This window comes from Streptococcus porcorum (assembly GCF_053203725.1).
The window spans coordinates 1-20,806 of sequence record NZ_JBRUDG010000032.1; the positions used below are offsets into that span (position 1 = coordinate 1).

Below are 20,806 nucleotides of genomic sequence, written 5' to 3' on the forward strand. Positions count from 1 at the left end.
AAACTTTAGGATGGAAATCTCCTATCGATATCAGAAAAGCTTTACTAGGAGCTAGCTCCTAGTAAAGCTTAACAAATGGATAGCTTCAAAATAACATTTTAGGTCTCACATCATTGACAAAGGTACACAGACAGTCTTCCATTTTTGTAGAAAAATAAAATAGCACCTCAAAAGTTAAACAAATTCTCTAACCTTTGAGATGCTATTATCATTTTATGTCACTTTATTCATGACTGTAGCTTGCAATTACTTCTAAACCATCTCCCTCAAACGACCAGTGTTTGACGGTATGAGGCAAGATAAAGTGACTACTTTTTTGAATTGGATAAACCGTTTGATCAATAATTAAACGTCCCTGTCCTTCGATGACACTAACTAATAAATACGGCGCCACTTGCTTAAACTCAACCAAACCACTCAAGGTCCAATGGTAAACTGTAAAGAAATCATTGGATACCAAAAGGGCACTATCTAATCGATCCACACATAAAGAAACTGGCTTACTATTGGCAGGTTCGCCAATCGTCAGGACATCCACTGCTTTGTCTAAATGTAATTCACGCAAGTTCCCTTGATCGTCAGGTCTATCAAAATCGTAGACACGGTAAGTTGTGTCGCTAGATTGCTGCGTTTCAAGAACCATAATGCCTTTGCCGATAGCATGCATGGTACCACTTGGAACATAGAAGAAATCACCGGCTTTAACAGGAATACGCGTCAAAAGATGTTCCCAGTCTTTATTATCTATTAAAGCTTGCAACTCTTCCTTGCTCTTAACTGTATGTCCATAGATGATCTCAGCTCCTTCTTCTGCTGATAAAATATACCAGCACTCTGTTTTTCCAAGCTCCCCTTCATGAGCTAGGCCGTAAGCATCATCTGGATGAACTTGCACACTTAACCAATCCTCAGCATCTAGGATTTTTGTTAATAAAGGAAAAACCTCGCTCTTAGGATTTCCAAATAATTGAGGTTGCTCACGATACAAACGATCTAAAGGCACACCAGCATAAGTCCCGTTTTCCACTATGGATACGCCATTAGGATGGGCAGAAATCGCCCAATACTCACCTGTCTTTTCACTTGGAATATCGTAGCCAAAAACGTCTCGTAAACGACTACCTCCCCAAATTTTTTCCTGCATCACTGATTTTAAAAATAGTGGTTCCACGATTACCAAACCTCCTAAATATTTTTGACATCTAACAATGAGTAACCTCTGACATCGTAACGATTACGACTACGAGAATACTCGACAGGACGACCATCTTCTAAATAAACAGCCTGCTCCACCTGAAGAACTGGGGTTGTCTCGTCACATTTCAAATACGCCATATCATATTCATCTGCTCTATCAGCCGTAATATTCCTATAGCTACCAACAAATTTTAAGTTTAAGGTCTCATGTAAATAGTCATAGATGGAGTGTAAGAGTACCTCCTCATCAAGCCCTGGAACTAAATCACAAGGCATGTAGGTATGTTCAATGACATAAGGTTCTTGATCCAACAGACGAAGACGAATGATGTGATAAACTGGTGATGTCAGACCAATCTGTAAGCGTTCTGAGATTTCTTTGGAGGGAAAGGCTACTTCAAATTTAATAATACGGCTTGTCAATGCTCTGCCATCTTTTTCAAGGTCCTTACTCAAACCATTAAAATTATTCAGCCTAACTTTTGTATCTCGAAGATTCCAAAAGGACGAATCTAATACTTTGGTGCCATTTCCTTGTTTAGAATAAATCAATCCTTCTATCGTCAAGATCTCGACAGCTTTTTTGACAGTCATCCGACTAGCATGAAATTCTGTCGCTAATTCCGTTTGAGTAGGCAATAAGGAGTCTACGGGATAGACTCCTTGTGCAATTCTTTCACGGAGAATATTAGCTATTTCTTCATACTTACTTATTTTAGCCATGATTTCTCCTCACTCCATCACTTCTTATGCCTATTATAATACAGAATCCTCTTGCTTGTCTAGTACACGAAGGAAAGGATACCAAATCAGCCCAACAATCACAACATCAACCAATTGGAGAAGACCACCCATGATAGAATTAGTTGCCATCATCCCGCTAAAGAAGAGAGGCACTGTCCATGGCACAGAAACACCTGTTGGAGCTGGAACTATTCCAAGTGCCATAACGGTATAGTTGATGGCTGTTACCACAATTGGGGCTACAATCCAAGGAATAAGAATCGTCGCATTCATCACAATTGGTAAACCAAAGATAACAGGCTCATTAACGTTAAAGATACCTGCTCCAAGTGCTAGTCGCCCAACATCCTTGTACACTTTTTTCTTAAGAACAAATGCCATAATCAGAACAACTGCAAGGGTCATTCCTGAACCACCTAAACCAACGGTAAAGGTTTCAATAAAGGACTTACTAATAATGTGTGGTGTAGCTTCACCAGCTTGTAAGGCTTCCAAATTTTCAAGGTTTAATGTGTTCCAAATTGGATCCATTACTGAGTTAACGAGAACTTGTCCATGTAAACCAAAGAACCACATGATTTGAATCGCAAAGATCGCAATTAATGTTGCCCCAATACTACCTCCCAAACCAATTAATGGCGCTTGAATGACTTTATAGATCACATCGTGGAGATTAACATGGAAGAAGTAAGTCACACAGGCATGTAGCGCAAGGAAAATCGATAGGGTTAATGTACCTGGAATCAGAGCAGCAAACGATTTGGCAACAGCAGGTGGCACAGTATCTGGCATCTTAATTTGCCAACCTTTTTTACTCATACGACTATATAACTCTGCTGCAACAAAAGCTGTAATCATTCCTAAGAACATCCCTTTAGCACCAAGACGATCTAAACTAAGCACACCACTAATCGCTTCACCCTTTTCAGGTTCGATAAAAAATGGTGTCAATATCAAGAAACTTGAAAGAGAAACTGCACCACCAAAAACCCCTTCAACATCATAAGATTTTGAAAGATAATAACCAATACCAAATACAACAAAGACTGTCATAATAGACATGGTTGCCATCTGACCATTTCCGAGTAGGTTGTAAAGGAAGGTTTTCGTATCGTCATTGAAAAACGGCAAGTTGTTGAAAACCACAATCAAGGAACCAAACATGGTGATTGGAAAAGATAGCATAAAGGCATCCCTTAGTACAGCTAGGTACTTGTTTGATCCTAGGGCATTGGCAATTGGTAAAAGTTTATCACTCAGTTGATCTAGAATTTTATTCATCTTCTTTCATCTCCTTTATTTTCTACGACTTGATTTTTCGATGTAACTCCAACATTTCTTTGGCAACTTCTAACAACGTCATCGTTGTCATCAAATGGTCCTGTGCATGGACCATGATAATCTCAATTTTTATCTCAACACCGCTAGCATAATGTTGTAACAATTCCGTTTGAGCATGGTGAGCTTCAACTAATTCCTTGTTAGCACTTTCTAGTTTCTCAACAGCCTCTTCATAGTCGCCAATTCTCATTAAGGCAAACGCTTCATGGATATCTGGACGAGCAGTACCGCTATGTAGGATAATCCCAAAGGCCGAAACCTGTAATTCTTCTGCGTTCATCTAACTTCTCCTATTATGACAATTGCTCTAAAACCACTTTCCCAAGCCCTTGAATACCTGTTGGAATTGGGACGTAAGCTTGAGGTGGAATTTGGACAACAGGTCGCCCTACTTTCTGACCAGTTTTCTCAAATTGCTTAAAATACATCCGTGTTTGTGGACTAATGAGATAAACATCATAAGCTGCACTCTCAATCACTTTATTTCCTTCGGTCGCACCGATCGCTTCGATAGTGATATCATGTCCTTGTTCTTGTAGATAGTCTGTTGTTTTCTTAGCCATAAGAGATGAAGACATCCCCGCTGCACAAATAATTAAGGCTTTTGCCATTTTAATTCTCCTTTACTTAGTTTAGTAGGCTTCTTTTATTTTTATATTATTTTTAAATACCGTTTTGTTCCGCAACCGCTTTAAACCACTCCCCTGATTTTTTAATGGTTTTCACTTGCGTATGAATATTATTTGAGATAAATCCATAGCGGTTGCGATAGGCATTGCTCCATGACCAACAATCAATTGGCGTCCAAAGGTGATAACCAAAGCAATTTGATCCTTCTTCGATTCCTCTATGAAGACACTCTAGATGCTCACGGATAAAATCAATCCGATAGTCATCTTGAATCTGACCGTTCTCATCCAAGAACCGTTCTTCTCGTGAAACCCCCATACCATTTTCAGAAACAAACCATGGAATATTCTTGTAATTGTCACGAATATTGATGGCAATATCGTACATGGCTTCCGGGTAGATTTCCCAGCCCTTATCAATATTCATCCGACGTCCTGGCATATCATAATGGTCATAATAGCGGGTAGGCATCCAGTCACCAACAGAATTCGGAGCGATGTCTGGTGCTTTCACACGGTTGGGATGGTAGAAGTTGACTCCAAGGAAATCTACTGTATTGTTCTTGAAAATCTCTGCGTCTTCTGGTTCTGTTTGCCAGATAACCTTATCGCGCGTCAAGACCTCTTCAAGTTCTGCTGGAAAATGGCCGTAAATAGCTGGTTCCAAGAACATCTTGTTGTTCCATAGTTCAGCAAATTTTGCTGCTTCTTGGTCAGCTGGCGCTTCTGAGGCTGCATAGGTAGGCGTCAAATTTAAGACTGTACCAATGCGTCCCCCATTCTTGGCCAAGTCCAATTCACGATACTTGGCAATGGCTTTGGCAGAAGCCAGATTGAGATGATAAGCTACCTGAACAGCTTTTTTCCCATCAACTACTTTAGGATAGTGGAACTGATAGAGGTACTCTCCATCAACTACTACCATAGGCTCATTGTGGGTCGTCCATTCTTTGACACGGTCACCAAAGTGTTTGAAAGCTTGTTCAGCAAATCCAACATAGAGGTCCACCACATGACGAGACTCCCAACCACCATATTTGTGATAAAGCTCCACTGGCAAGTCAAAATGGTGCAAGTTCATAATCGGACGAATACCATTTTCAATAAAGCAATCAATCACCTGATTGTAGAAAGCAACCGCATCCTGATTGACTGTATTAGTTTCCAAATCATCAATCAGACGTGTCCATTGAATAGAAGTCCGCACACTGTTAAGACCAACCTCTTTCATGAGAGCAATATCTTCACGAAAACTATTGTAAAAGTTGGAAGCCGTATCTGGACCAACCTGATGATAGAAGGCTTCTGGTTCTATCTCATACCAGTAGTCAAACATATTGGCATGTTTTTTAGCAAAACGCCCTTCGCTTTGGGGACCTGATGTGGCTGCTCCCCACCAAAAATCTTTCGGAAATGTTTTCATCTGACTAGATCCTTTCTCCTTTTAAAATTCTAAAAATAATATCATTATATTTGGGAAGGTGCTCGTGACTATACTCAAGATAAAAAATCAATTACCAGCACACATACCCCACTCCTAAAGCCTGCTGATCTTAACTCGTCTACTATTTATTAAACCTCAGAGACAATTAGTCTCTTCAGCACTTCGTGCCCAATCACAGTAGCACCTGCCAAGGTCGGATGAACACCGTCATCGCCTGTGTAGTATTGGGCGGAATACAGAATAGCCTGTTCATTCAAGAAACCATCCAAGGCAACAAACTCCAAACCGAACTCCTTGACCAACCGTCGAATGATCTGAAGTTTTGGATCCAAATCCACTCGCCATTCTTGGCGATCCATAGGATAGGGCAAAACAAAGGGTTCTAAAACCAAGATTCGTTGCAGACCTGCCCTTACCAGGCTTGTCAGCAACTTGCGGTATTCTCCTTCAAACCGGTCCTGTTCTGTTTGACTACCGAAGGATTCTTGACCAACATTATGCCAAACATCATTAATGCCCACCATGAGTACCAGAACAGTTGGATGAAGATCAAGACAGTCATGGATACGAGCATTCAAATCCGCAACCTTGTCTCCACCGATACCGCAGTTGAAAAATTCAAAACGGTAGTCAGGATAATGGAAGAGTAAATGAGAAGCAACAAAGTGAACATAGCCATATCCCAGACTTTGTGCATCTTCTTTATCTCTTCCCCACTCTGTAATCGAATCTCCAAAAAAGACAATTCGGTCCTGTTTTTCTAATTTCATTTTTCTATCCCAATGTTATTTTGAAAATGAGCAACTACTCCAAGAAGGTTGGCATCATTATAAAATTGGCAAGTGTCAAGAGAGATGGTTAAATCTTGTGCTCCAGTTTTTTCTCGTAGATGATCAATTTGTTTAGAAACTTCCTCCACAAGACCCGGACGTTTAGAAAGTCCTCCTCCCAAAACCACCAAGTCAGGATTTAAAACCAAGGCTGCATTAAAAATTCCCTTTCCTAATGCTTGAAATAGGCTATCAACTGCTTGTCTGGCACTTTCATCCCCGTCATCTGACAATTGGAATAATTCCTGACCTGAAATAGATGTCGGTAGATCCTTTTCGCTTGAATAACGATTAGCCACATGGACTGGACTAGCTGATTGGCTTAAGGTATAGCCCTTATCCAGCATCATATAGCCGAATTCTCCCCTAAAAAGATTAATCCCCTTATGCAATTTGCCATCAATAGCCACTGCACCACCTATTCCTGAACCAATGACAAAAAAGAGTACCGTATTAGCAGACTTTGCCACTCCATAGGCTAATTCAACTAAGGCAGCGCAATTAGCATCATTTTCAATGGTGACGGGCAACTGAAACAAGTCTTCCAGTTCCTCTACTATCTTAAAATCATGGATATAAGAAATAGCACTAATACCACGAATCACGCCTGCTTCAACATCCACTGCTCCAGGACTACTAATAGCAACACCTTCCAAAGTCTCTCCTTTGAATGACTGCTTCACCTCTGATAGAAGCGCTTTCATTTCTTTCCAAGATAAAGGGGTTGTAAAAGACCGCGTACTTTCCAGTTCTTTATCTTTATACAGAGCGTATTTGACAGCCGTGCCCCCAATATCAAATACTAGTAATGCCATTTTTGATCTCCTTCCCTTTAACTGACTCTAGTATACTACAATATTTTTTAAATGTCTATACATTTATTTTATTTTTATATACTTTTCTTTTTAAAACTATTCTTCGTGTAAGTCAATATGGTTTAAAAATACATTGCTAACTAGATAAAAGAAAACAAAAAACTTGAATCTAGTCAACACTAAATCCAAGTTTCTCACTATTAATTTGAAATTTTCTTCGCTAGGGCGAAGTTTCCTAGGGTCGCTGAACCATTTTCAGCAACAGCTGGTGTAACGATATAATCTTTCACATCTGGAACTGGTAAATAACCATTCATAAGAGCAGTGAATTTTTCACGAACACGATTCAACATATGCTCTTGAGCCATGACACCACCACCAAAAACAATGACCTGCGGACGATAAAGAAGTGTAGCTTGAACTGCAGCTTGTGCAATGTAGTAAGCTTGAACATCCCAAACCTCAGAGTTTAATTCAATCAATTCACCACGAATGCCTGTACGTCCTTCAAGCGATGGTCCTGCAGCTAATCCTTCTAGGCAGCCATTATGAAATGGACACATCCCATCAAACTCATTTTTAGCATCATAAGGATGGAGCGCCACATAAGTATGACCTGCCTCAGTATGACCCAAGCCACCAATAAATTCACCATTTTGAATCGCACCTGCACCAATACCTGTTCCAATTGTATAATAAACAAGGCTTTTCACACCCTTACGCACAAGTGTCTCACCATAAGCTGACGAATTGACATCCGTTGTAAAGTAAAATGGAATCTTGAACTCCTTAGCAATTAAACCAAGAAGATCAATATTTGACCAATGTGGCTTTGGAGTAGAGGTAATATAACCATAAGTTTGTGAGTTAGGATCAATATCAATTGGACCAAATGAGCCAATCGCAATACCCGCTAGACGATCTTCATAGCGTTTAAAAAATTCTACTGTACGTTCAATTGTTTCGTATGGAGTAGTCGTTGGAAACTGTGTTTTTTCGATCACTTGAAAATTTTCATCACCGACCGCACAAACAAACTTTGTTCCTCCAGCTTCTAAACTACCATATAATTTTGTCATAAAAAATGTCCTCTATATTTGTCTTTTTATACGATTTTAACAAAAAAATTACTAACTGAAAAGCCTTTTCTAACTAGGATAATTGGAAATCCTCAAAACGTGATAAAAGGATTTAGACTAGAAAACTGCCTAAACCCTTTATCAAATTTTTATTTCAAATCAAGAAGGTCAGCACCTTTAGCAACTGTACCAGTTGCAAGTGGTGTTACCTCAGCATATTCTGCTGTGTTGGTTACAATAATCATAGTTGTATCATCAAGACCTGCTTCTTTGATTTTAGCTGGTTCAAATGTCGCCAAAACATCTCCTGCTTTAACTTTTTGATCAGCTTTCACTTTTGGAGTGAAACCATTACCATCCATAGATACTGTATCGATACCGATGTGAATAAGGATTTCAGCACCTTTATCAGTTTTAATACCATAAGCATGACCAGTTTCAAAGGCGATGGAGATTGTACCGTCTGCTGGTGCATAAACTGTGTTATCGCTTGGTTTAATGGCAATACCTTTCCCCATAGCTTCGCTTGAAAATACAGGGTCATTAACATCTTTAAGATCAACAACTTGACCTGCAAGTGGGTTCACAATAACTTCAGCTGTAGTTCCTTCAACAAGGTTACCTGTTGTTGCTTCTTCTGCAAGCTTAGTGGTTTCTTGATTATCTGCTACAGTTGTATCTTCGTCCTCATAACCAAAGAAGTAAGTGAAGGCAAAACCAAGAGCAAATGATACCGCAACCATTAGAAGATATTGTGGCAATTGACCGTTAAGGTAAAGAAGCGTACCAGGAATGATAGTGATACCAAAACCTGTACCGGCAAGACCAAGAAGTGATGCTAACATACCACCGATGGCACCAGCTCCAAGTGATAGGAAGAATGGTTTACGGAAACGTAAGTTAACCCCAAAGATAGCAGGCTCAGTAATACCCAAGAAAGCTGATAGGGCTGCTGGGAAAGCAAGAGCTTTCAATTTAGCATTTTTAGTTTTCACACCTACGGCAACAGTCGCTGCACCTTGAGCTGTCATAGCCGCTGTCATGATAGCGTTAAATGGGTCAGCTTTTGTACTAGCAATCAATTGTGATTCAAGCAAGTTGAAGATATGGTGAACACCTGATACCACAATAACTTGGTGAAGACCACCAATAATCAAACCAGCAAGACCAAATGGCAATGAAAGAATAGCATTTGTTCCAACAAGGATGTAGTTTTCAACAACGTGGAATACTGGTCCAATAACAAATAGACCAAGAATTGACATGATAAAGAGTGTCAAGAAAGGTGTTACCAAAAGATCAAAGACGTCTGGAACCACTTTACGAATCGCTTTTTCAAGCTTAGCTCCTAAAATACCAATGATGAAGGCTGGGAGAACTGATCCTTGAAGACCAACTACAGGAATAAATCCAAAGAAAATAGTTGGTTTGACATCACCACCTGAGGCAACCGCCCAAGCATTAGGAAGTGAACCTGAAATTAACATCATCCCAAGAACAATACCGATAACTGGATTACCACCAAATACGCGGAAAGTTGACCAAACAACTAAGGCTGGTAAAGCGATGAAAGCTGTATCTGTCAAGATTTGTGAATAAACGTTCAAATCTTCAGGCAAGGTAATATTAAATGCTCCAAGTAAGCCACGAAGACCCATAAAGAGACCTGTCGCTACGATAGCTGGAATAATTGGAACAAAGACATCACCGAAAGTACGAATAGCACGTTGGAACCAGTTTCCTTGTTTCGCTGCTTCTGCTTTTTGCTCAGAAGTTGTTGACGTTGGCAAACCAAGTGCGACAACCTCATCATAAATTTTATTAACTGTACCAGTACCAAAAATCAATTGGTATTGACCAGAGTTAAAGAAAGCACCTTGAACTTTCTCAATGTTTTCTGCTTTGTCTTTGTCGATTTTTGCTTCATCAACAACCATGACACGCAGACGAGTTGCACAGTGAGCGACACTGCGTACGTTATCGCGACCACCTAGAGCCTCAATAACCTCTTTTGCAATTTGTGTGTTATCCATTTGCAAAACCCCTTTTTCTTTTTTCTTTGTGAAAGCGTTTCACTTTATTACAAAAACTATTTTATCATGTTTTTAAGATATGTCAAGCGTTTTGCAGAATTTTTTTAAAATCGCTTTCAAAATTTGCTTTTTATAAGGAAAACGTTTACTATATAGATGTACTAAGTTTTTATGAAGAAAGGGAAAAACTATGGATTTATCTAAAGAGACTCGTTACCGTCGCTATGAAGACTGGACAGACGAAGAGATTAAAACTCTAAACGAAAATAAAGCAAAATCACCTTGGTTAAGCAATTACCATATCGAGCCTAAAACTGGACTATTAAATGACCCTAACGGCTTTTCTTACTTCAATGGACAATTCCATCTTTTTTACCAAAACTGGCCTTATGGTCCAGCACACGGTCTAAAACAATGGGTCCATACTGTCTCAGATGACTTGATTCACTTTTCTGAAACAGGAACCAAACTCCTTCCTGATCACCCACATGATAGTCACGGCGCTTACTCAGGATCTGCTTATGAAATAGATGGAAAACTCTTTATCTTCTATACAGGAAATGTTCGTGATGAAAACTGGGTACGTGACCCTCTTCAAGTTGGGGCATTTATGGATAAAAATGGTCAGATTGAAAAGTTTGAAGAAGTTCTTATTCAACAACCTAGCGATGTTACTGAACACTTCCGAGATCCGCAAATTTTTGATCACAAAGGCCAGTTCTATGCTATTGTCGGCGCACAGAGCCTCGACAAAAAAGGCTTTATCAAACTCTATAAAGCGGTGAATAATGACATTAAAAACTGGGAACTTGTCGGTGACCTTGATTTTGGTGGAACAGGGTCTGAGTATATGATTGAATGCCCTAACCTTGTCTTTGTCGATGATAAACCAGTCCTCCTTTACAGCCCTCAAGGGTTGGATAAAGCTGAGTTGGATTACGACAACATCTATCCAAACACCTATAAAATCTGTCAATCGTTTGACACAGAAAAACCTGCTCTAGTTGGAGCATCTAACATTTTAAACCTTGACTTTGGTTTTGAATGCTACGCTACACAAGGATTTAACACCCCAGATGGACGTGCTTTAGCCGTTAGCTGGATTGGACTCCCTGACATTGATTACCCTACTGATCAGTTTGATTACCAAGGTGCTATGAGCTTAGTCAAAGAACTCACTCTTAAAGATGGGAAACTTTATCAATACCCAGTCGAAGCCATCACCTCATTACGTCAAACTGAAGAGGACTTTTCAGAGCGTCAAACTAGCCAAAATACTTACGAACTTGAATTAAACTTTAAAAAAGACAGTAAAACAGAGCTAGTTTTATTTGCCGATGAAAATCATAAAGGACTCCATTTAACAGTTGATACAGCTTCTGGTAAAGTAATCATCGATCGTTCTGAAGCTGGTCAACCATTTGCACTTGAATTTGGCACAACACGTGAATGTAGCATTGAAAACAGTGATACGACTGTTAATATTTTTATTGATAAATCAATCTTTGAAATTTTCATCAACAAGGGAGAAAAAGTATTTACTGGCCGTGTCTTCCCTAACGAAGACCAATCCGGCATCGCTCTAGTTAGCGGTGAAGCTACTGGAAAATACTTTGAATTAAGTTACTAAAATGGTTGCAAAACTTACTGATGTTGCTGAATTAGCAGGTGTTAGCCCTACTACTGTTTCACGTGTTATCAATAATAAAGGATACCTTTCCCAGCAAACTATCCAAAAAGTAAAGGAAGCCATGAAAACACTAGGTTATAAACCCAATAGCCTGGCTCGTGGACTTCAAGGTAAATCCGCTAAATTAATCGGCTTAATCTTTCCCAATATTAGTAATGTCTTTTATGCTGAACTCATTGAACATATGGAAATTGAGTTGTTTAATCACGGTTATAAAACCATCATCTGCAATAGTGAAAAAGACCCTAGTAAAGAAAAAGAATATTTAGAGATGCTTGAAGCCAATCAAGTTGACGGCATTATTTCTGGAAGTCATAATCTTGGTATCGATGATTATGAACGTGTCGAGGCACCCATCATCTCTTTTGACCGTAATCTAGCTCCAAATATTCCAATTGTCTCCTCAGATAACTTTGAAGGTGGAAAGATGGCAGCTCAAACTTTAGAAAAATTAGGTTGCAAAAAAATCGTCATGATTACAGGAAATGATAACTCCAATTCTCCAACTGGACTTCGAAAAGAGGGATTTGAAGCCCTATTACCAACTGCTAAAATTATTCATGTTCCTAGTAATTTTTCTCCTATTCGAAAAGAAATGGAGATTAAACAGGTTCTTCAAAAAGAGCAACCTGACGGCATTTTCCTCTCTGATGACCTAACCGCGCTTTTAACCATTAGAATTGCCAAAGAGATGGGATTATCAATTCCAGATGATTTAAAAGTTATCGGTTATGATGGGACAACATTTATTGAAAATTTCTTTTCAGACTTGACAACGATTAAACAACCTCTCAAAGAGATTGCTTATCTTTGTGTAGAGCTACTTCTTAAAAAAATAAATTTCCCTGAAGAAGAGTTGGAAAAATCTTATATCCTACCTGTCAATCTTATTTCAGGAACAAGTGCATAAAAAAAGTGATTGGATTTCCAATCACTTTTTTTATGACTCATCTTCAATAAACTGACTTAACAAGCCATTGATGAAACGACTTGATGTTTCGTCTGAGTATTTTTTTGCAATTTCAATAGCCTCATTAACAGCCACACGGTCTGGAGTTTCCTCAAAATACTTCATCTCATATAAGCCTAAACGGAGGATCGTTTTATCCGTTAAAGTTAGACGCGATAAGGACCAACCTTGTTTCAAATGCTTTGAAATCAACTCATCCAACTCCGCCTGATGATCAAGTACCCCATTAACCAGATTCAAGATAAAGACTGGCACTTCATGTTCATCACCTTCTTTATCATAAATATAGGTATGATTAGCGGCATCAACAAACTCGCCTCCAAACTCTAGGCTAAAAAGAGCTTGGAAGGCACGCTCACGTAAATCACGTCTGGAATCTATAAAATGTCTAGTCATCTAAGAAATCCTCTTCGAACAACGATTTCATTTCTGGTTTTGGTGTTTTTTCAGGAACAATCCCAACAATATGAACATTAACCATTGATAGACTAACCTCAGCCATATCATAAATAGCTGATTTAACTGCTTTTTGAATCTCAATAGATACCGCAGGCACATTTACACCATACTGGAGATAAACATAGATATCTGCTGATACTTGTCCATCTTCAGCCGTTGTTAAATAAACACCACGTCCAAAAGATTCTTTACTGAAGCTATCTGCTACTTTCTTATTATGAAGTGAGTGAACTCCTTCAACTTTTGTCGCCGCAATTCCTGTAATAACCTCAAGAACACGAGGCGAAATGACAATTTCTCCAATTGTTTCAGTTGTCATAGCTTTTCCTTTCTAGCTGTTGATTAAAAAAGTCAGTTCTCCAATGTGGAAAAGCGCTCTTTTTTCTTAAGCACGTGACACGTAAGTCCCTTCAGCAGTATTGATAATCAATTTTTGTCCTACTTCAATAAAGTCTGGAACGTTGACCACAAGACCTGTTTCAAGCGTTGCTGGCTTACCTGATCCTGTAACAGTAGCTCCTTTGATAGATGGTTGTGTTTCTGTTACTGTCAACTCAACAGTTGTTGGGACAGTCACACCAATCACCTCTGATCCGTAAAACTGAATCTTAACTTCTGAGTTTTCAAGGATAAATTTCAACTCATCTGCAATTGCTGCTACTGGAATTTCATACTGATCATAAGTTTCATTGTTCATGAAGTACGCTGTATCGTCCATTTGATATAGGTACTGAGCTGGAACAGTTTCAATAATAGCTTGCTCAAATTTTTCTTCTGGACGGTAGCTTGTATCAAAAGTTGAACCTGTACGAACATCACGCAATTTCATACGCATGATAGTATTTCCTTTACCTGGTTTATGGTGACTAGCTTCAAGAACACGAATCAATTTTCCATCTGCTGTTTCAAATGTCATACCAGCTTTTAGCTTACTTGCTTCAATCATTATCTATATACCTCTTTATAAAATTATTATCACTTCATTTTATCATATTGCACCTGTATTCTCAAATCTTTTTAAAAAGACTGATCTTCTCCCAAAAGAATCTTTGGGACATCATGTTGAAAATAGGGAACATTTTTCTTTTCTAACAAGGCAATAGCAAAGTCATGTTGACGATAAGCAGTTTTATAGGTGATTTTACACACTCCTGCTTGTAAAAGTGCCTTGGTACAGTTGATACAAGGAAAATGAGTGACATAAATCTCAGTATGATTCGTTGAAATCCCTTCTTTAGCACATTGGATCAAGGCATTCATTTCAGCATGAACCGTGCGAATGCAATGCCCATCTTCCATTTTGTGACCAACTTCATTACAATTTTCAGTAGCTGAAACACCACCATTATAGCCTGTTGCAATGATACGATTATTTTTTACCAAAACGGCACCAACAAAAGCGCGATCACAAGTGGAACGCTTAGAAATCAGCTCTGCATTTGCCATAAAATAATCTTGCCAAGACAAACGTTGCTCTTTTTCCATCACTTACTCCTTAAAGAACAATTAACTCTTTTGGTGCAAGAGTAAGGACCTCACATCCTGTTTCAGTAATTAAAAGATCATCTTCAATACGCACACCATACTTACCATCAAGGTAAATACCTGGCTCATCTGTTAAAACCATCCCTGCTTTTATCGTTTCATCAGAATGACCAAAATAAGGGTACTCATGAATGTCTAATCCAATACCATGCCCAATACCATGTGTAAAATGTGCACCATAGCCAGCATCATTGATGACATCACGTGCGATTCTATCATAATCTCGGTAGCTAACTCCCTCTTTTGCTTGATGAATCAGAGCTTGGTTAGCACGTAAACAAATCTCATAAATCTCACGTTCCTCATCCGTCACATGTCCAATATGAATGGTCCTTGTCATATCACTCACATAATGCTGATAATAGCAACCAAAATCAAGGGTCAAGGTTTCACCAGATTGAATTACCTTATCCGATGCGACGCCATGAGGCATGGCAGAACGTTGCCCCGAGGCAATAATAAACTCAAATGAAGCTCCCTCAGCCCCCAACTGACGCATACGGTGATCTAAAAAGTGATTCACTTCCATCTCTGTCGTTTGATTAGGTTTGATAAAATCCAAAACATCCATAAAAGCCTGATCAGAAATCTGACAAGCGCGACGAATGGTCGCAATCTCACTAGCATCCTTAATCATACGAAGACCTTCAATAAAATTAGCCATACCTTCCAGTTGATAATCTGCAAAAATGGCCTTCAACTCTTGATAATAGGCATAGCTAACTTGCTGATCAAATCCAATACTTTTAAGCCCATCTGCTTTAATCACCTTAGCAATTTCTTCTAAAGGAGAACGAGTTTCTATAATATCAAATCCCGTCACAACACCCTTTGCAATTAAACTATAACGTGAATCTGTTAAAAAAAGACGACGGCTTTTACTAATAAAAACAGTCCCTTCTGTTCCCCAAAAACCTGTTAAATAATAAACATTATTTTGACCAGAAACTACTACACCATCTACCTGAGACTCAGAAAGTTTCGCTTCAAATTTTTTAAGTCTATTTTGCATCCCATTCCTCCAAAGATTTTGTAACTATTATAGCAGAAATAAAGGGAAATACCAATTTATTCCAAGGCTCATCTTTCAGTCAAAACATAATTTTGAACAATCCTTTAGAGCTAAGCCCAAACTATGATTGATAAAGCAAGATGGCTACTAAAAAGAAATCCAATCGGATTTCTTTTTATCTTATATCAACTTGTTTTTTAAATACTGACCTGTATAACTTCCTTTAATCTCTGCCACTTCTTCTGGGGTACCTGTGGCAAGAATTGTTCCACCACCATCTCCCCCTTCTGGACCAAGATCAATCACATGATCTGCAGTTTTAATCACATCCAGATTATGCTCAATCACCAAGACAGTATTTCCATCATCTGCAAATCGCGCCAAGACTTCTAACAAACGAGCAATATCATGCGTATGTAAGCCTGTTGTCGGTTCATCCAAAATGTAAAAGCTCTTGCCTGTTGAACGTTTATGAAGCTCTGAGGCCAACTTCATCCGTTGCGCCTCACCTCCTGATAAGGTCGTTGCTGGTTGGCCTAACGTTACATATCCCAAACCAACATCTTGAATGGTTTGTAGTTTTCTTGCGATTTTGGGAATAGCTGCAAAAAATTCGACCGCATCATTAACCGTCATATCTAAGATTTCTGCAATATTTTTTTCCTTATAGTGAACTTCTAAGGTCTCACTATTATAGCGCGTTCCATGACAAACTTCACAAGGAACATAGACATCTGGTAGAAAATGCATCTCAATTTTAATAATACCATCACCAGAACAAGCTTCACAACGTCCACCTTTAACGTTAAATGAAAAACGGCCTTTTTTGTAACCCCGAATCTTAGCCTCATTGGTCTGAGCAAAAAGATCACGAATGTCGTCAAAGACTCCTGTATAAGTAGCAGGATTAGAACGTGGTGTTCGTCCAATCGGACTTTGATCAATATCAATTAAACGCTCAATCTGCTCAATTCCAGAGATAGATTGATGTTTTCCTGGTTTATCAGCATTGCGATTTAACTTTTGCGCAATCGCTTTTTTCAAAATACCATTAACAAGAGTCGATTTTCCTGATCCCGAAACACCTGTCACTGCGATAAATTTCCCAAGTGGAATCTCAACAGAAATGTTTTTTAGATTATTGGCAGATGCACCTTTTATAGTGATTTTTTGACCATTTCCAGAGCGACGTTCTACAGGAATTGGAATAGCTTTTTTACCAGACAAGTATTGACCTGTGATCGAATAAGGATTGTTCTCAACCTGTTCAGGAGTGCCTGATGCAACAATTTCCCCACCAAAAACACCTGCTTCTGGACCAACATCAATCAGCCAATCCGCTTCTCTCATGGTATCTTCATCATGCTCAACCACAATTAAAGTATTTCCTAAATCACGCATTTTTTTAAGACTAGCAATTAAGCGATCATTGTCACGCTGATGAAGGCCGATAGAAGGCTCATCTAAAACATAAAGGACACCACTTAGGTTTGATCCAATTTGGGTCGCTAACCTAATCCGTTGACTCTCTCCACCAGACAAGGTCCCCGCAGAGCGTGATAAGGTCAAATAGTTTAGACCCACATTATTCAAAAAAGTTAAGCGATCCTTGATTTCTTTTAATATAGGCTTAGCAATAATTTCTTCGTTTCTACCTAAAACTAATTCCTCTAGTAACTGCAGATGCTTTTCGATAGACAAGTCAGACACTTGCCCAATATGAAGACCTTTTTCTCCTCCAACTTTAACAGACAAAGCCTGCTCACTCAAACGATAACCCTTACAAGTTGTACAGGTCAATTCATTCATATAAGTTCGCATTTGTGTGCGAGTATAGTCACTAGACGTCTCGTGGAAACGACGATTGATATTGGTCAGTACCCCCTCAAAAGGAATGTCAATGTCCCTTACGCCACCAAACTCATTTTCATAATGAAAATGAAATTCCTGACCAGCTGAGCCATTCAAAATCAAATCCTTATCCTCATCTGATAAGTCCTCAAAAGGTGTATCCATGTCCACACCAAAATGTTGCATAGCCTGCTCTAACATCTGAGGATAATAATTAGAAGAAATAGGATTCCAAGGTGCTAAAGCACCTTCACGTAGTGTTTTTTTAGCATCTGGAACAACTAGGTCGATATCCACTTCTAATTTAATACCCAAACCATCACAGGTCGCACAAGAACCAAAGGGAGCATTAAAGGAGAATAACCTAGGTTCTAATTCTGGGACAGTAAAGCCACATACTGGACAGGAGTAATGCTCTGAAAAGAGTAGCTCCTGATCATCCATGGTATCAATAACCACATAGCCATCCGCTAAACGAAGGGCAGCTTCAACAGAATCAAACAATCTACTTCTGATGCCGTCCTTGTTGACTAAACGATCAACCACAACTTCGATGGTGTGCATTTTACTCTTAGATAATTCTGGTACCTCAGAGATATCATAAATATCACCATCTACTCGAACACGGACATACCCATCTTTTTGAATTTTTTCAAAAATCGTCTTGTGCTGCCCCTTCTTACGACGAACAATTGGTGCTAAAATCTGCATTCTTGTCCGTTCAGGCAATTCCAACACCTCATCTGTAATTTGCTCTACAGATGAGGCAGAGATTACACCATGACCATTTTTACAATAAGGAGTCCCCACACGAGCATACAAGAGACGAAGATAATCATTAATTTCTGTCGCTGTTCCAACTGTGGAACGTGGATTTTTACTCGTTGTTTTTTGGTCAATAGAAATAGCAGGACTAAGTCCTTCAATCGAATCTACATCTGGCTTTTCCATATTCCCTAAGAACTGTCTGGCATAAGCTGATAAAGACTCCACATAACGGCGTTGCCCTTCTGCATAAATAGTATCAAAAGCTAGACTAGACTTACCAGAACCTGATAAACCTGTCACGACCACCAATTTATCTCGTGGAATCTCAACATCAATATTTTTTAAATTATGGGCTCTTGCACCATGAATCACTAATTTATCTTGCATCGTATTATATTTCTTTCCTCAAATTTTCCTTTCCATTATATCAAATTTATGCTTATCTGATGCCCAAAAATATCTCAAAATATAGTATAATAAAACAGTATGCCTTTGACGAGACTACAAATACCAAACAGGGAGGCTTTAAAATGAAACAAATGTTTCTTTCAACAGCAACAGAATTTAAAGAAATCAATACATTTGAGCCAGGTGCTTGGATTAATCTTGTCAACCCTTCCCAGGAAGAGTCCGTCAAACTAGCCAAAGAGTTCAACATCGATATTACAGATCTTAGAGCACCGCTCGATGCGGAAGAAACTTCCCGTATCTCTGTTGAAGATGATTACACTCTTATCCTCGTGGACGTGCCGACCTATGAAGAGCGCAATAACAAAAGTTATTATGTTACCATCCCCTTAGGGATTATTGTCACAGAAAATGCGGTGATCACAACCTGTCTTGAAGATCTCACCCTATTTGATAATTTCATCAAGAGGCGAATCCGTAATTTCTATACATTTATGAAGACACGGTTTGTTTTTCAACTGCTTTATCGTAACGCCGAGCTCTTTCTAATAGCCCTTCGTTCTATTGACAGACAAAGTGATAAAATTGAAGCACAACTTGAAAGTGCCACACGAAATGAGCAACTCATCGACATGATGGAGCTTGAAAAATCTATTGTCTATCTAAAAGCCTCTCTCAAACTGAACGAACGCATCGTCAAAAAGCTGTCAAGTAATGCGTCCAGTCTTAAAAAATACATCGAAGACGAAGACTTACTTGAAGACACCTTGATTGAAACACAACAGGCCATTGAGATGGCAGGTATTTATGAAAACGTCCTCAATGCCATGACTGAGACATCAGCCTCTATCATCTCCAACAACCAAAATACCATCATGAAAACCTTAGCTTTGGTTACAATGACATTAGATATTCCAACCGTTATCTTCTCTGCCTACGGCATGAACTTTAAAAACAATACCATGCCCTTAAACGGTCTAGATAACGCCTTTTGGTATGTTGTTGCTATTGCTGCTACTCTTAGTTCCTGTATGGTCCTCTACTTTATCAGAAAAAAATGGTTTTAACCTCATCAAAAATAAGGAAAATAATACAATATGGAAAACTTAACAAAGAAAAATCAAGAATTTATTCACATTGCCAAAAACCAACTTCATAAAGACGGAAAGTCAACAGAAGAAATCCAAGCTATTATAGATGATATTATGCCTAATATCTTAGAACAGCAAAATAAAGGTATCCCTGCCCGAACATTTTTAGGTGCCCCAACTGCTTGGGCAGCAACTTTCACACAACAAGAGACAACAACACAAAGTACAACAGAACCCAAAAACACTAAACCGCTCTTTATGTGGACCGACAGTGCCTTATTTTTCCTAGGTCTTGTCTCTCTTATCCAAGGTTTTCTAGCTTTAACCAATAGCAACCAAATCCCATATGGCATCTTCACTCTCCTTGCAACTGGACTAGCAGGAGGTGGGGTAATGTATCTAACTTACCATTTCTTTTATCGACACCTTGGTAAAGAGCGTTCACAACGTCCAAACTTTTGGAAAAACCTTGGACTTCTAACTCTCTCTTTTGCTGGATGGGTGCTCCTTGTCTCATTAGTCAGCTTACTCCCTACCCAGTTTAATCCTCAATTACCTGCCTTATTGATGGTTGTATTAGGAGCTGCCGCTTTTGCAGGACGTTACTTCTTTAAAAAGCATTTTAATGTCCAAAGTTCTTTCACTGTAGAAAGATAAACTATAAGATCGATATTTTCAAAAAAAGCAGTCAGTCTATTGCTAGGTTAAAATCCTGTAAATAGACTGACTGTTTTACTATGCAAAAATGTATTTGTAACTCATACATACTTTAGAAAAAGGCTCTTTGTCAACTGTAGTGGGTAGATGAAAAGCTAACACCTAGAGAGGACGAAATTCGTTCTCTCTTTCTTTATGTTCAAGGCAATCAAAATCCGTTTTTTAAAGTTTTCAAAGTTCCTG

At 38.9% G+C, this 20,806-nt stretch carries 20 protein-coding genes; 4 read left to right on the forward strand and 16 right to left on the reverse strand.

Annotated elements, in window-relative coordinates:
• Window positions 1-223 precede the first annotated feature (223 nt).
• The 10 genes from manA to ACVRWY_RS07860 all read right to left on the reverse strand — a co-directional run bounded on the left by manA (window position 224) and on the right by ACVRWY_RS07860 (window position 10,112).
• Window positions 224-1,174 carry a mannose-6-phosphate isomerase, class I gene (gene manA, locus ACVRWY_RS07815; RefSeq protein ID WP_354369679.1) on the reverse strand — a complete coding sequence of 317 codons (951 nt, stop codon included), beginning with the start codon at window positions 1,172-1,174 and terminating at the stop codon, window positions 224-226.
• A gap of 11 nt (window positions 1,175-1,185) precedes the next feature.
• A complete protein-coding gene (locus ACVRWY_RS07820) occupies window positions 1,186-1,911 on the reverse strand; it encodes a GntR family transcriptional regulator (RefSeq protein WP_354369678.1) in 726 nt (241 codons plus the stop codon).
• A 42-nt stretch (window positions 1,912-1,953) separates the two neighbouring features.
• Window positions 1,954-3,222 carry a PTS cellobiose transporter subunit IIC gene (celB, locus tag ACVRWY_RS07825; protein ID WP_354369677.1) on the reverse strand — a complete coding sequence of 423 codons (1,269 nt, stop codon included), beginning with the start codon at window positions 3,220-3,222 and terminating at the stop codon, window positions 1,954-1,956.
• A 22-nt stretch (window positions 3,223-3,244) separates the two neighbouring features.
• Complete coding sequence (locus tag ACVRWY_RS07830; protein ID WP_354369676.1) at window positions 3,245-3,562, reverse strand: PTS cellobiose transporter subunit IIA; 318 nt, start codon at window positions 3,560-3,562, stop codon at window positions 3,245-3,247.
• Window positions 3,563-3,575: 13 nt separating this feature from the next.
• Window positions 3,576-3,893, reverse strand: coding sequence for a PTS cellobiose transporter subunit IIB (locus ACVRWY_RS07835; protein ID WP_354369675.1), 318 nt, complete (start codon window positions 3,891-3,893; stop codon window positions 3,576-3,578).
• Window positions 3,894-3,945: 52 nt separating this feature from the next.
• The gene (locus tag ACVRWY_RS07840; RefSeq protein WP_354369674.1) at window positions 3,946-5,334 is read right to left on the reverse strand and encodes a glycoside hydrolase family 1 protein; all 1,389 of its coding nucleotides are present in this window, start codon (window positions 5,332-5,334) and stop codon (window positions 3,946-3,948) included.
• Between the two features lie 149 nt (window positions 5,335-5,483).
• On the reverse strand, window positions 5,484-6,125 hold the full coding sequence (locus ACVRWY_RS07845; protein WP_354369673.1) for an SGNH/GDSL hydrolase family protein: 642 nt from the start codon (window positions 6,123-6,125) through the stop codon (window positions 5,484-5,486).
• Window positions 6,122-7,000 (reverse strand): ROK family protein, encoded by an 879-nt coding sequence (locus tag ACVRWY_RS07850; protein WP_354369672.1) that lies wholly within the window; start codon window positions 6,998-7,000, stop codon window positions 6,122-6,124. The genes ACVRWY_RS07845 and ACVRWY_RS07850 overlap by 4 nt, the downstream gene beginning before the upstream one ends.
• A 200-nt stretch (window positions 7,001-7,200) precedes the next feature.
• Window positions 7,201-8,079 (reverse strand): fructokinase ScrK, encoded by an 879-nt coding sequence (gene scrK, locus ACVRWY_RS07855; protein ID WP_354369671.1) that lies wholly within the window; start codon window positions 8,077-8,079, stop codon window positions 7,201-7,203.
• A 149-nt stretch (window positions 8,080-8,228) separates the two neighbouring features.
• Complete coding sequence (locus ACVRWY_RS07860) at window positions 8,229-10,112, reverse strand: sucrose-specific PTS transporter subunit IIBC (RefSeq protein ID WP_354369670.1); 1,884 nt, start codon at window positions 10,110-10,112, stop codon at window positions 8,229-8,231.
• Window positions 10,113-10,302: 190 nt separating this feature from the next.
• On the opposite strand from ACVRWY_RS07860, the gene ACVRWY_RS07865 reads away from it, so the two are divergent.
• Window positions 10,303-11,742, forward strand: a complete 1,440-nt coding sequence (locus tag ACVRWY_RS07865; RefSeq protein WP_354369669.1) for a sucrose-6-phosphate hydrolase — start codon at window positions 10,303-10,305, stop codon at window positions 11,740-11,742.
• 1 nt (window position 11,743) lies between these two features.
• Window positions 11,744-12,712, forward strand: a complete 969-nt coding sequence (locus tag ACVRWY_RS07870; RefSeq protein WP_354369668.1) for a LacI family DNA-binding transcriptional regulator — start codon at window positions 11,744-11,746, stop codon at window positions 12,710-12,712.
• A 30-nt stretch (window positions 12,713-12,742) separates the two neighbouring features.
• Here the strand turns inward: ACVRWY_RS07870 and nusB are convergent, their stop codons facing one another.
• The 6 genes from nusB to uvrA form a co-directional block, all read right to left on the reverse strand.
• A complete protein-coding gene (nusB, locus tag ACVRWY_RS07875) occupies window positions 12,743-13,168 on the reverse strand; it encodes a transcription antitermination factor NusB (RefSeq protein WP_354369667.1) in 426 nt (141 codons plus the stop codon).
• The gene (locus ACVRWY_RS07880; RefSeq protein ID WP_354369666.1) at window positions 13,161-13,550 is read right to left on the reverse strand and encodes an Asp23/Gls24 family envelope stress response protein; all 390 of its coding nucleotides are present in this window, start codon (window positions 13,548-13,550) and stop codon (window positions 13,161-13,163) included. The genes nusB and ACVRWY_RS07880 overlap by 8 nt, the downstream gene beginning before the upstream one ends.
• A gap of 66 nt (window positions 13,551-13,616) precedes the next feature.
• A complete protein-coding gene (gene efp, locus ACVRWY_RS07885) occupies window positions 13,617-14,177 on the reverse strand; it encodes an elongation factor P (RefSeq protein ID WP_354369665.1) in 561 nt (186 codons plus the stop codon).
• 71 nt (window positions 14,178-14,248) lie between these two features.
• Window positions 14,249-14,716 carry a deoxycytidylate deaminase gene (locus tag ACVRWY_RS07890; RefSeq protein WP_354369664.1) on the reverse strand — a complete coding sequence of 156 codons (468 nt, stop codon included), beginning with the start codon at window positions 14,714-14,716 and terminating at the stop codon, window positions 14,249-14,251.
• Between the two features lie 10 nt (window positions 14,717-14,726).
• Window positions 14,727-15,788, reverse strand: a complete 1,062-nt coding sequence (locus ACVRWY_RS07895) for a M24 family metallopeptidase (protein ID WP_354369663.1) — start codon at window positions 15,786-15,788, stop codon at window positions 14,727-14,729.
• Between the two features lie 180 nt (window positions 15,789-15,968).
• Window positions 15,969-18,794: an excinuclease ABC subunit UvrA gene (gene uvrA / locus ACVRWY_RS07900; protein ID WP_354369662.1), complete on the reverse strand. Its 2,826-nt coding sequence runs from the start codon at window positions 18,792-18,794 to the stop codon at window positions 15,969-15,971.
• A 143-nt stretch (window positions 18,795-18,937) separates the two neighbouring features.
• On the opposite strand from uvrA, the gene ACVRWY_RS07905 reads away from it, so the two are divergent.
• Window positions 18,938-19,882 carry a magnesium transporter CorA family protein gene (locus ACVRWY_RS07905; RefSeq protein ID WP_354369661.1) on the forward strand — a complete coding sequence of 315 codons (945 nt, stop codon included), beginning with the start codon at window positions 18,938-18,940 and terminating at the stop codon, window positions 19,880-19,882.
• 30 nt (window positions 19,883-19,912) lie between these two features.
• Entirely contained in the window at window positions 19,913-20,563 is a 651-nt protein-coding gene (locus ACVRWY_RS07910; protein WP_354369660.1) for a DUF1129 family protein, read from the forward strand.
• Window positions 20,564-20,806 lie beyond the last annotated feature (243 nt).

Coding starts and splice junctions, on each gene's coding strand:
- scrK (WP_354369671.1), bottom strand. CDS start 8,079: ATGACAAAATTATATGGTAGTTTAGAAGCTGGAGGAACAAAGTTTGTT.
- ACVRWY_RS07860 (WP_354369670.1), bottom strand. CDS start 10,112: ATGGATAACACACAAATTGCAAAAGAGGTTATTGAGGCTCTAGGTGGT.
- ACVRWY_RS07890 (WP_354369664.1), bottom strand. CDS start 14,716: ATGGAAAAAGAGCAACGTTTGTCTTGGCAAGATTATTTTATGGCAAAT.
- ACVRWY_RS07845 (WP_354369673.1), bottom strand. CDS start 6,125: ATGAAATTAGAAAAACAGGACCGAATTGTCTTTTTTGGAGATTCGATT.
- ACVRWY_RS07840 (WP_354369674.1), bottom strand. CDS start 5,334: ATGAAAACATTTCCGAAAGATTTTTGGTGGGGAGCAGCCACATCAGGT.
- nusB (WP_354369667.1), bottom strand. CDS start 13,168: ATGACTAGACATTTTATAGATTCCAGACGTGATTTACGTGAGCGTGCC.
- ACVRWY_RS07835 (WP_354369675.1), bottom strand. CDS start 3,893: ATGGCAAAAGCCTTAATTATTTGTGCAGCGGGGATGTCTTCATCTCTT.
- ACVRWY_RS07850 (WP_354369672.1), bottom strand. CDS start 7,000: ATGGCATTACTAGTATTTGATATTGGGGGCACGGCTGTCAAATACGCT.
- ACVRWY_RS07870 (WP_354369668.1), top strand. CDS start 11,744: ATGGTTGCAAAACTTACTGATGTTGCTGAATTAGCAGGTGTTAGCCCT.
- ACVRWY_RS07895 (WP_354369663.1), bottom strand. CDS start 15,788: ATGCAAAATAGACTTAAAAAATTTGAAGCGAAACTTTCTGAGTCTCAG.
- celB (WP_354369677.1), bottom strand. CDS start 3,222: ATGAATAAAATTCTAGATCAACTGAGTGATAAACTTTTACCAATTGCC.
- ACVRWY_RS07910 (WP_354369660.1), top strand. CDS start 19,913: ATGGAAAACTTAACAAAGAAAAATCAAGAATTTATTCACATTGCCAAA.
- ACVRWY_RS07880 (WP_354369666.1), bottom strand. CDS start 13,550: ATGACAACTGAAACAATTGGAGAAATTGTCATTTCGCCTCGTGTTCTT.
- uvrA (WP_354369662.1), bottom strand. CDS start 18,794: ATGCAAGATAAATTAGTGATTCATGGTGCAAGAGCCCATAATTTAAAA.
- ACVRWY_RS07905 (WP_354369661.1), top strand. CDS start 18,938: ATGAAACAAATGTTTCTTTCAACAGCAACAGAATTTAAAGAAATCAAT.
- efp (WP_354369665.1), bottom strand. CDS start 14,177: ATGATTGAAGCAAGTAAGCTAAAAGCTGGTATGACATTTGAAACAGCA.
- ACVRWY_RS07830 (WP_354369676.1), bottom strand. CDS start 3,562: ATGAACGCAGAAGAATTACAGGTTTCGGCCTTTGGGATTATCCTACAT.
- ACVRWY_RS07865 (WP_354369669.1), top strand. CDS start 10,303: ATGGATTTATCTAAAGAGACTCGTTACCGTCGCTATGAAGACTGGACA.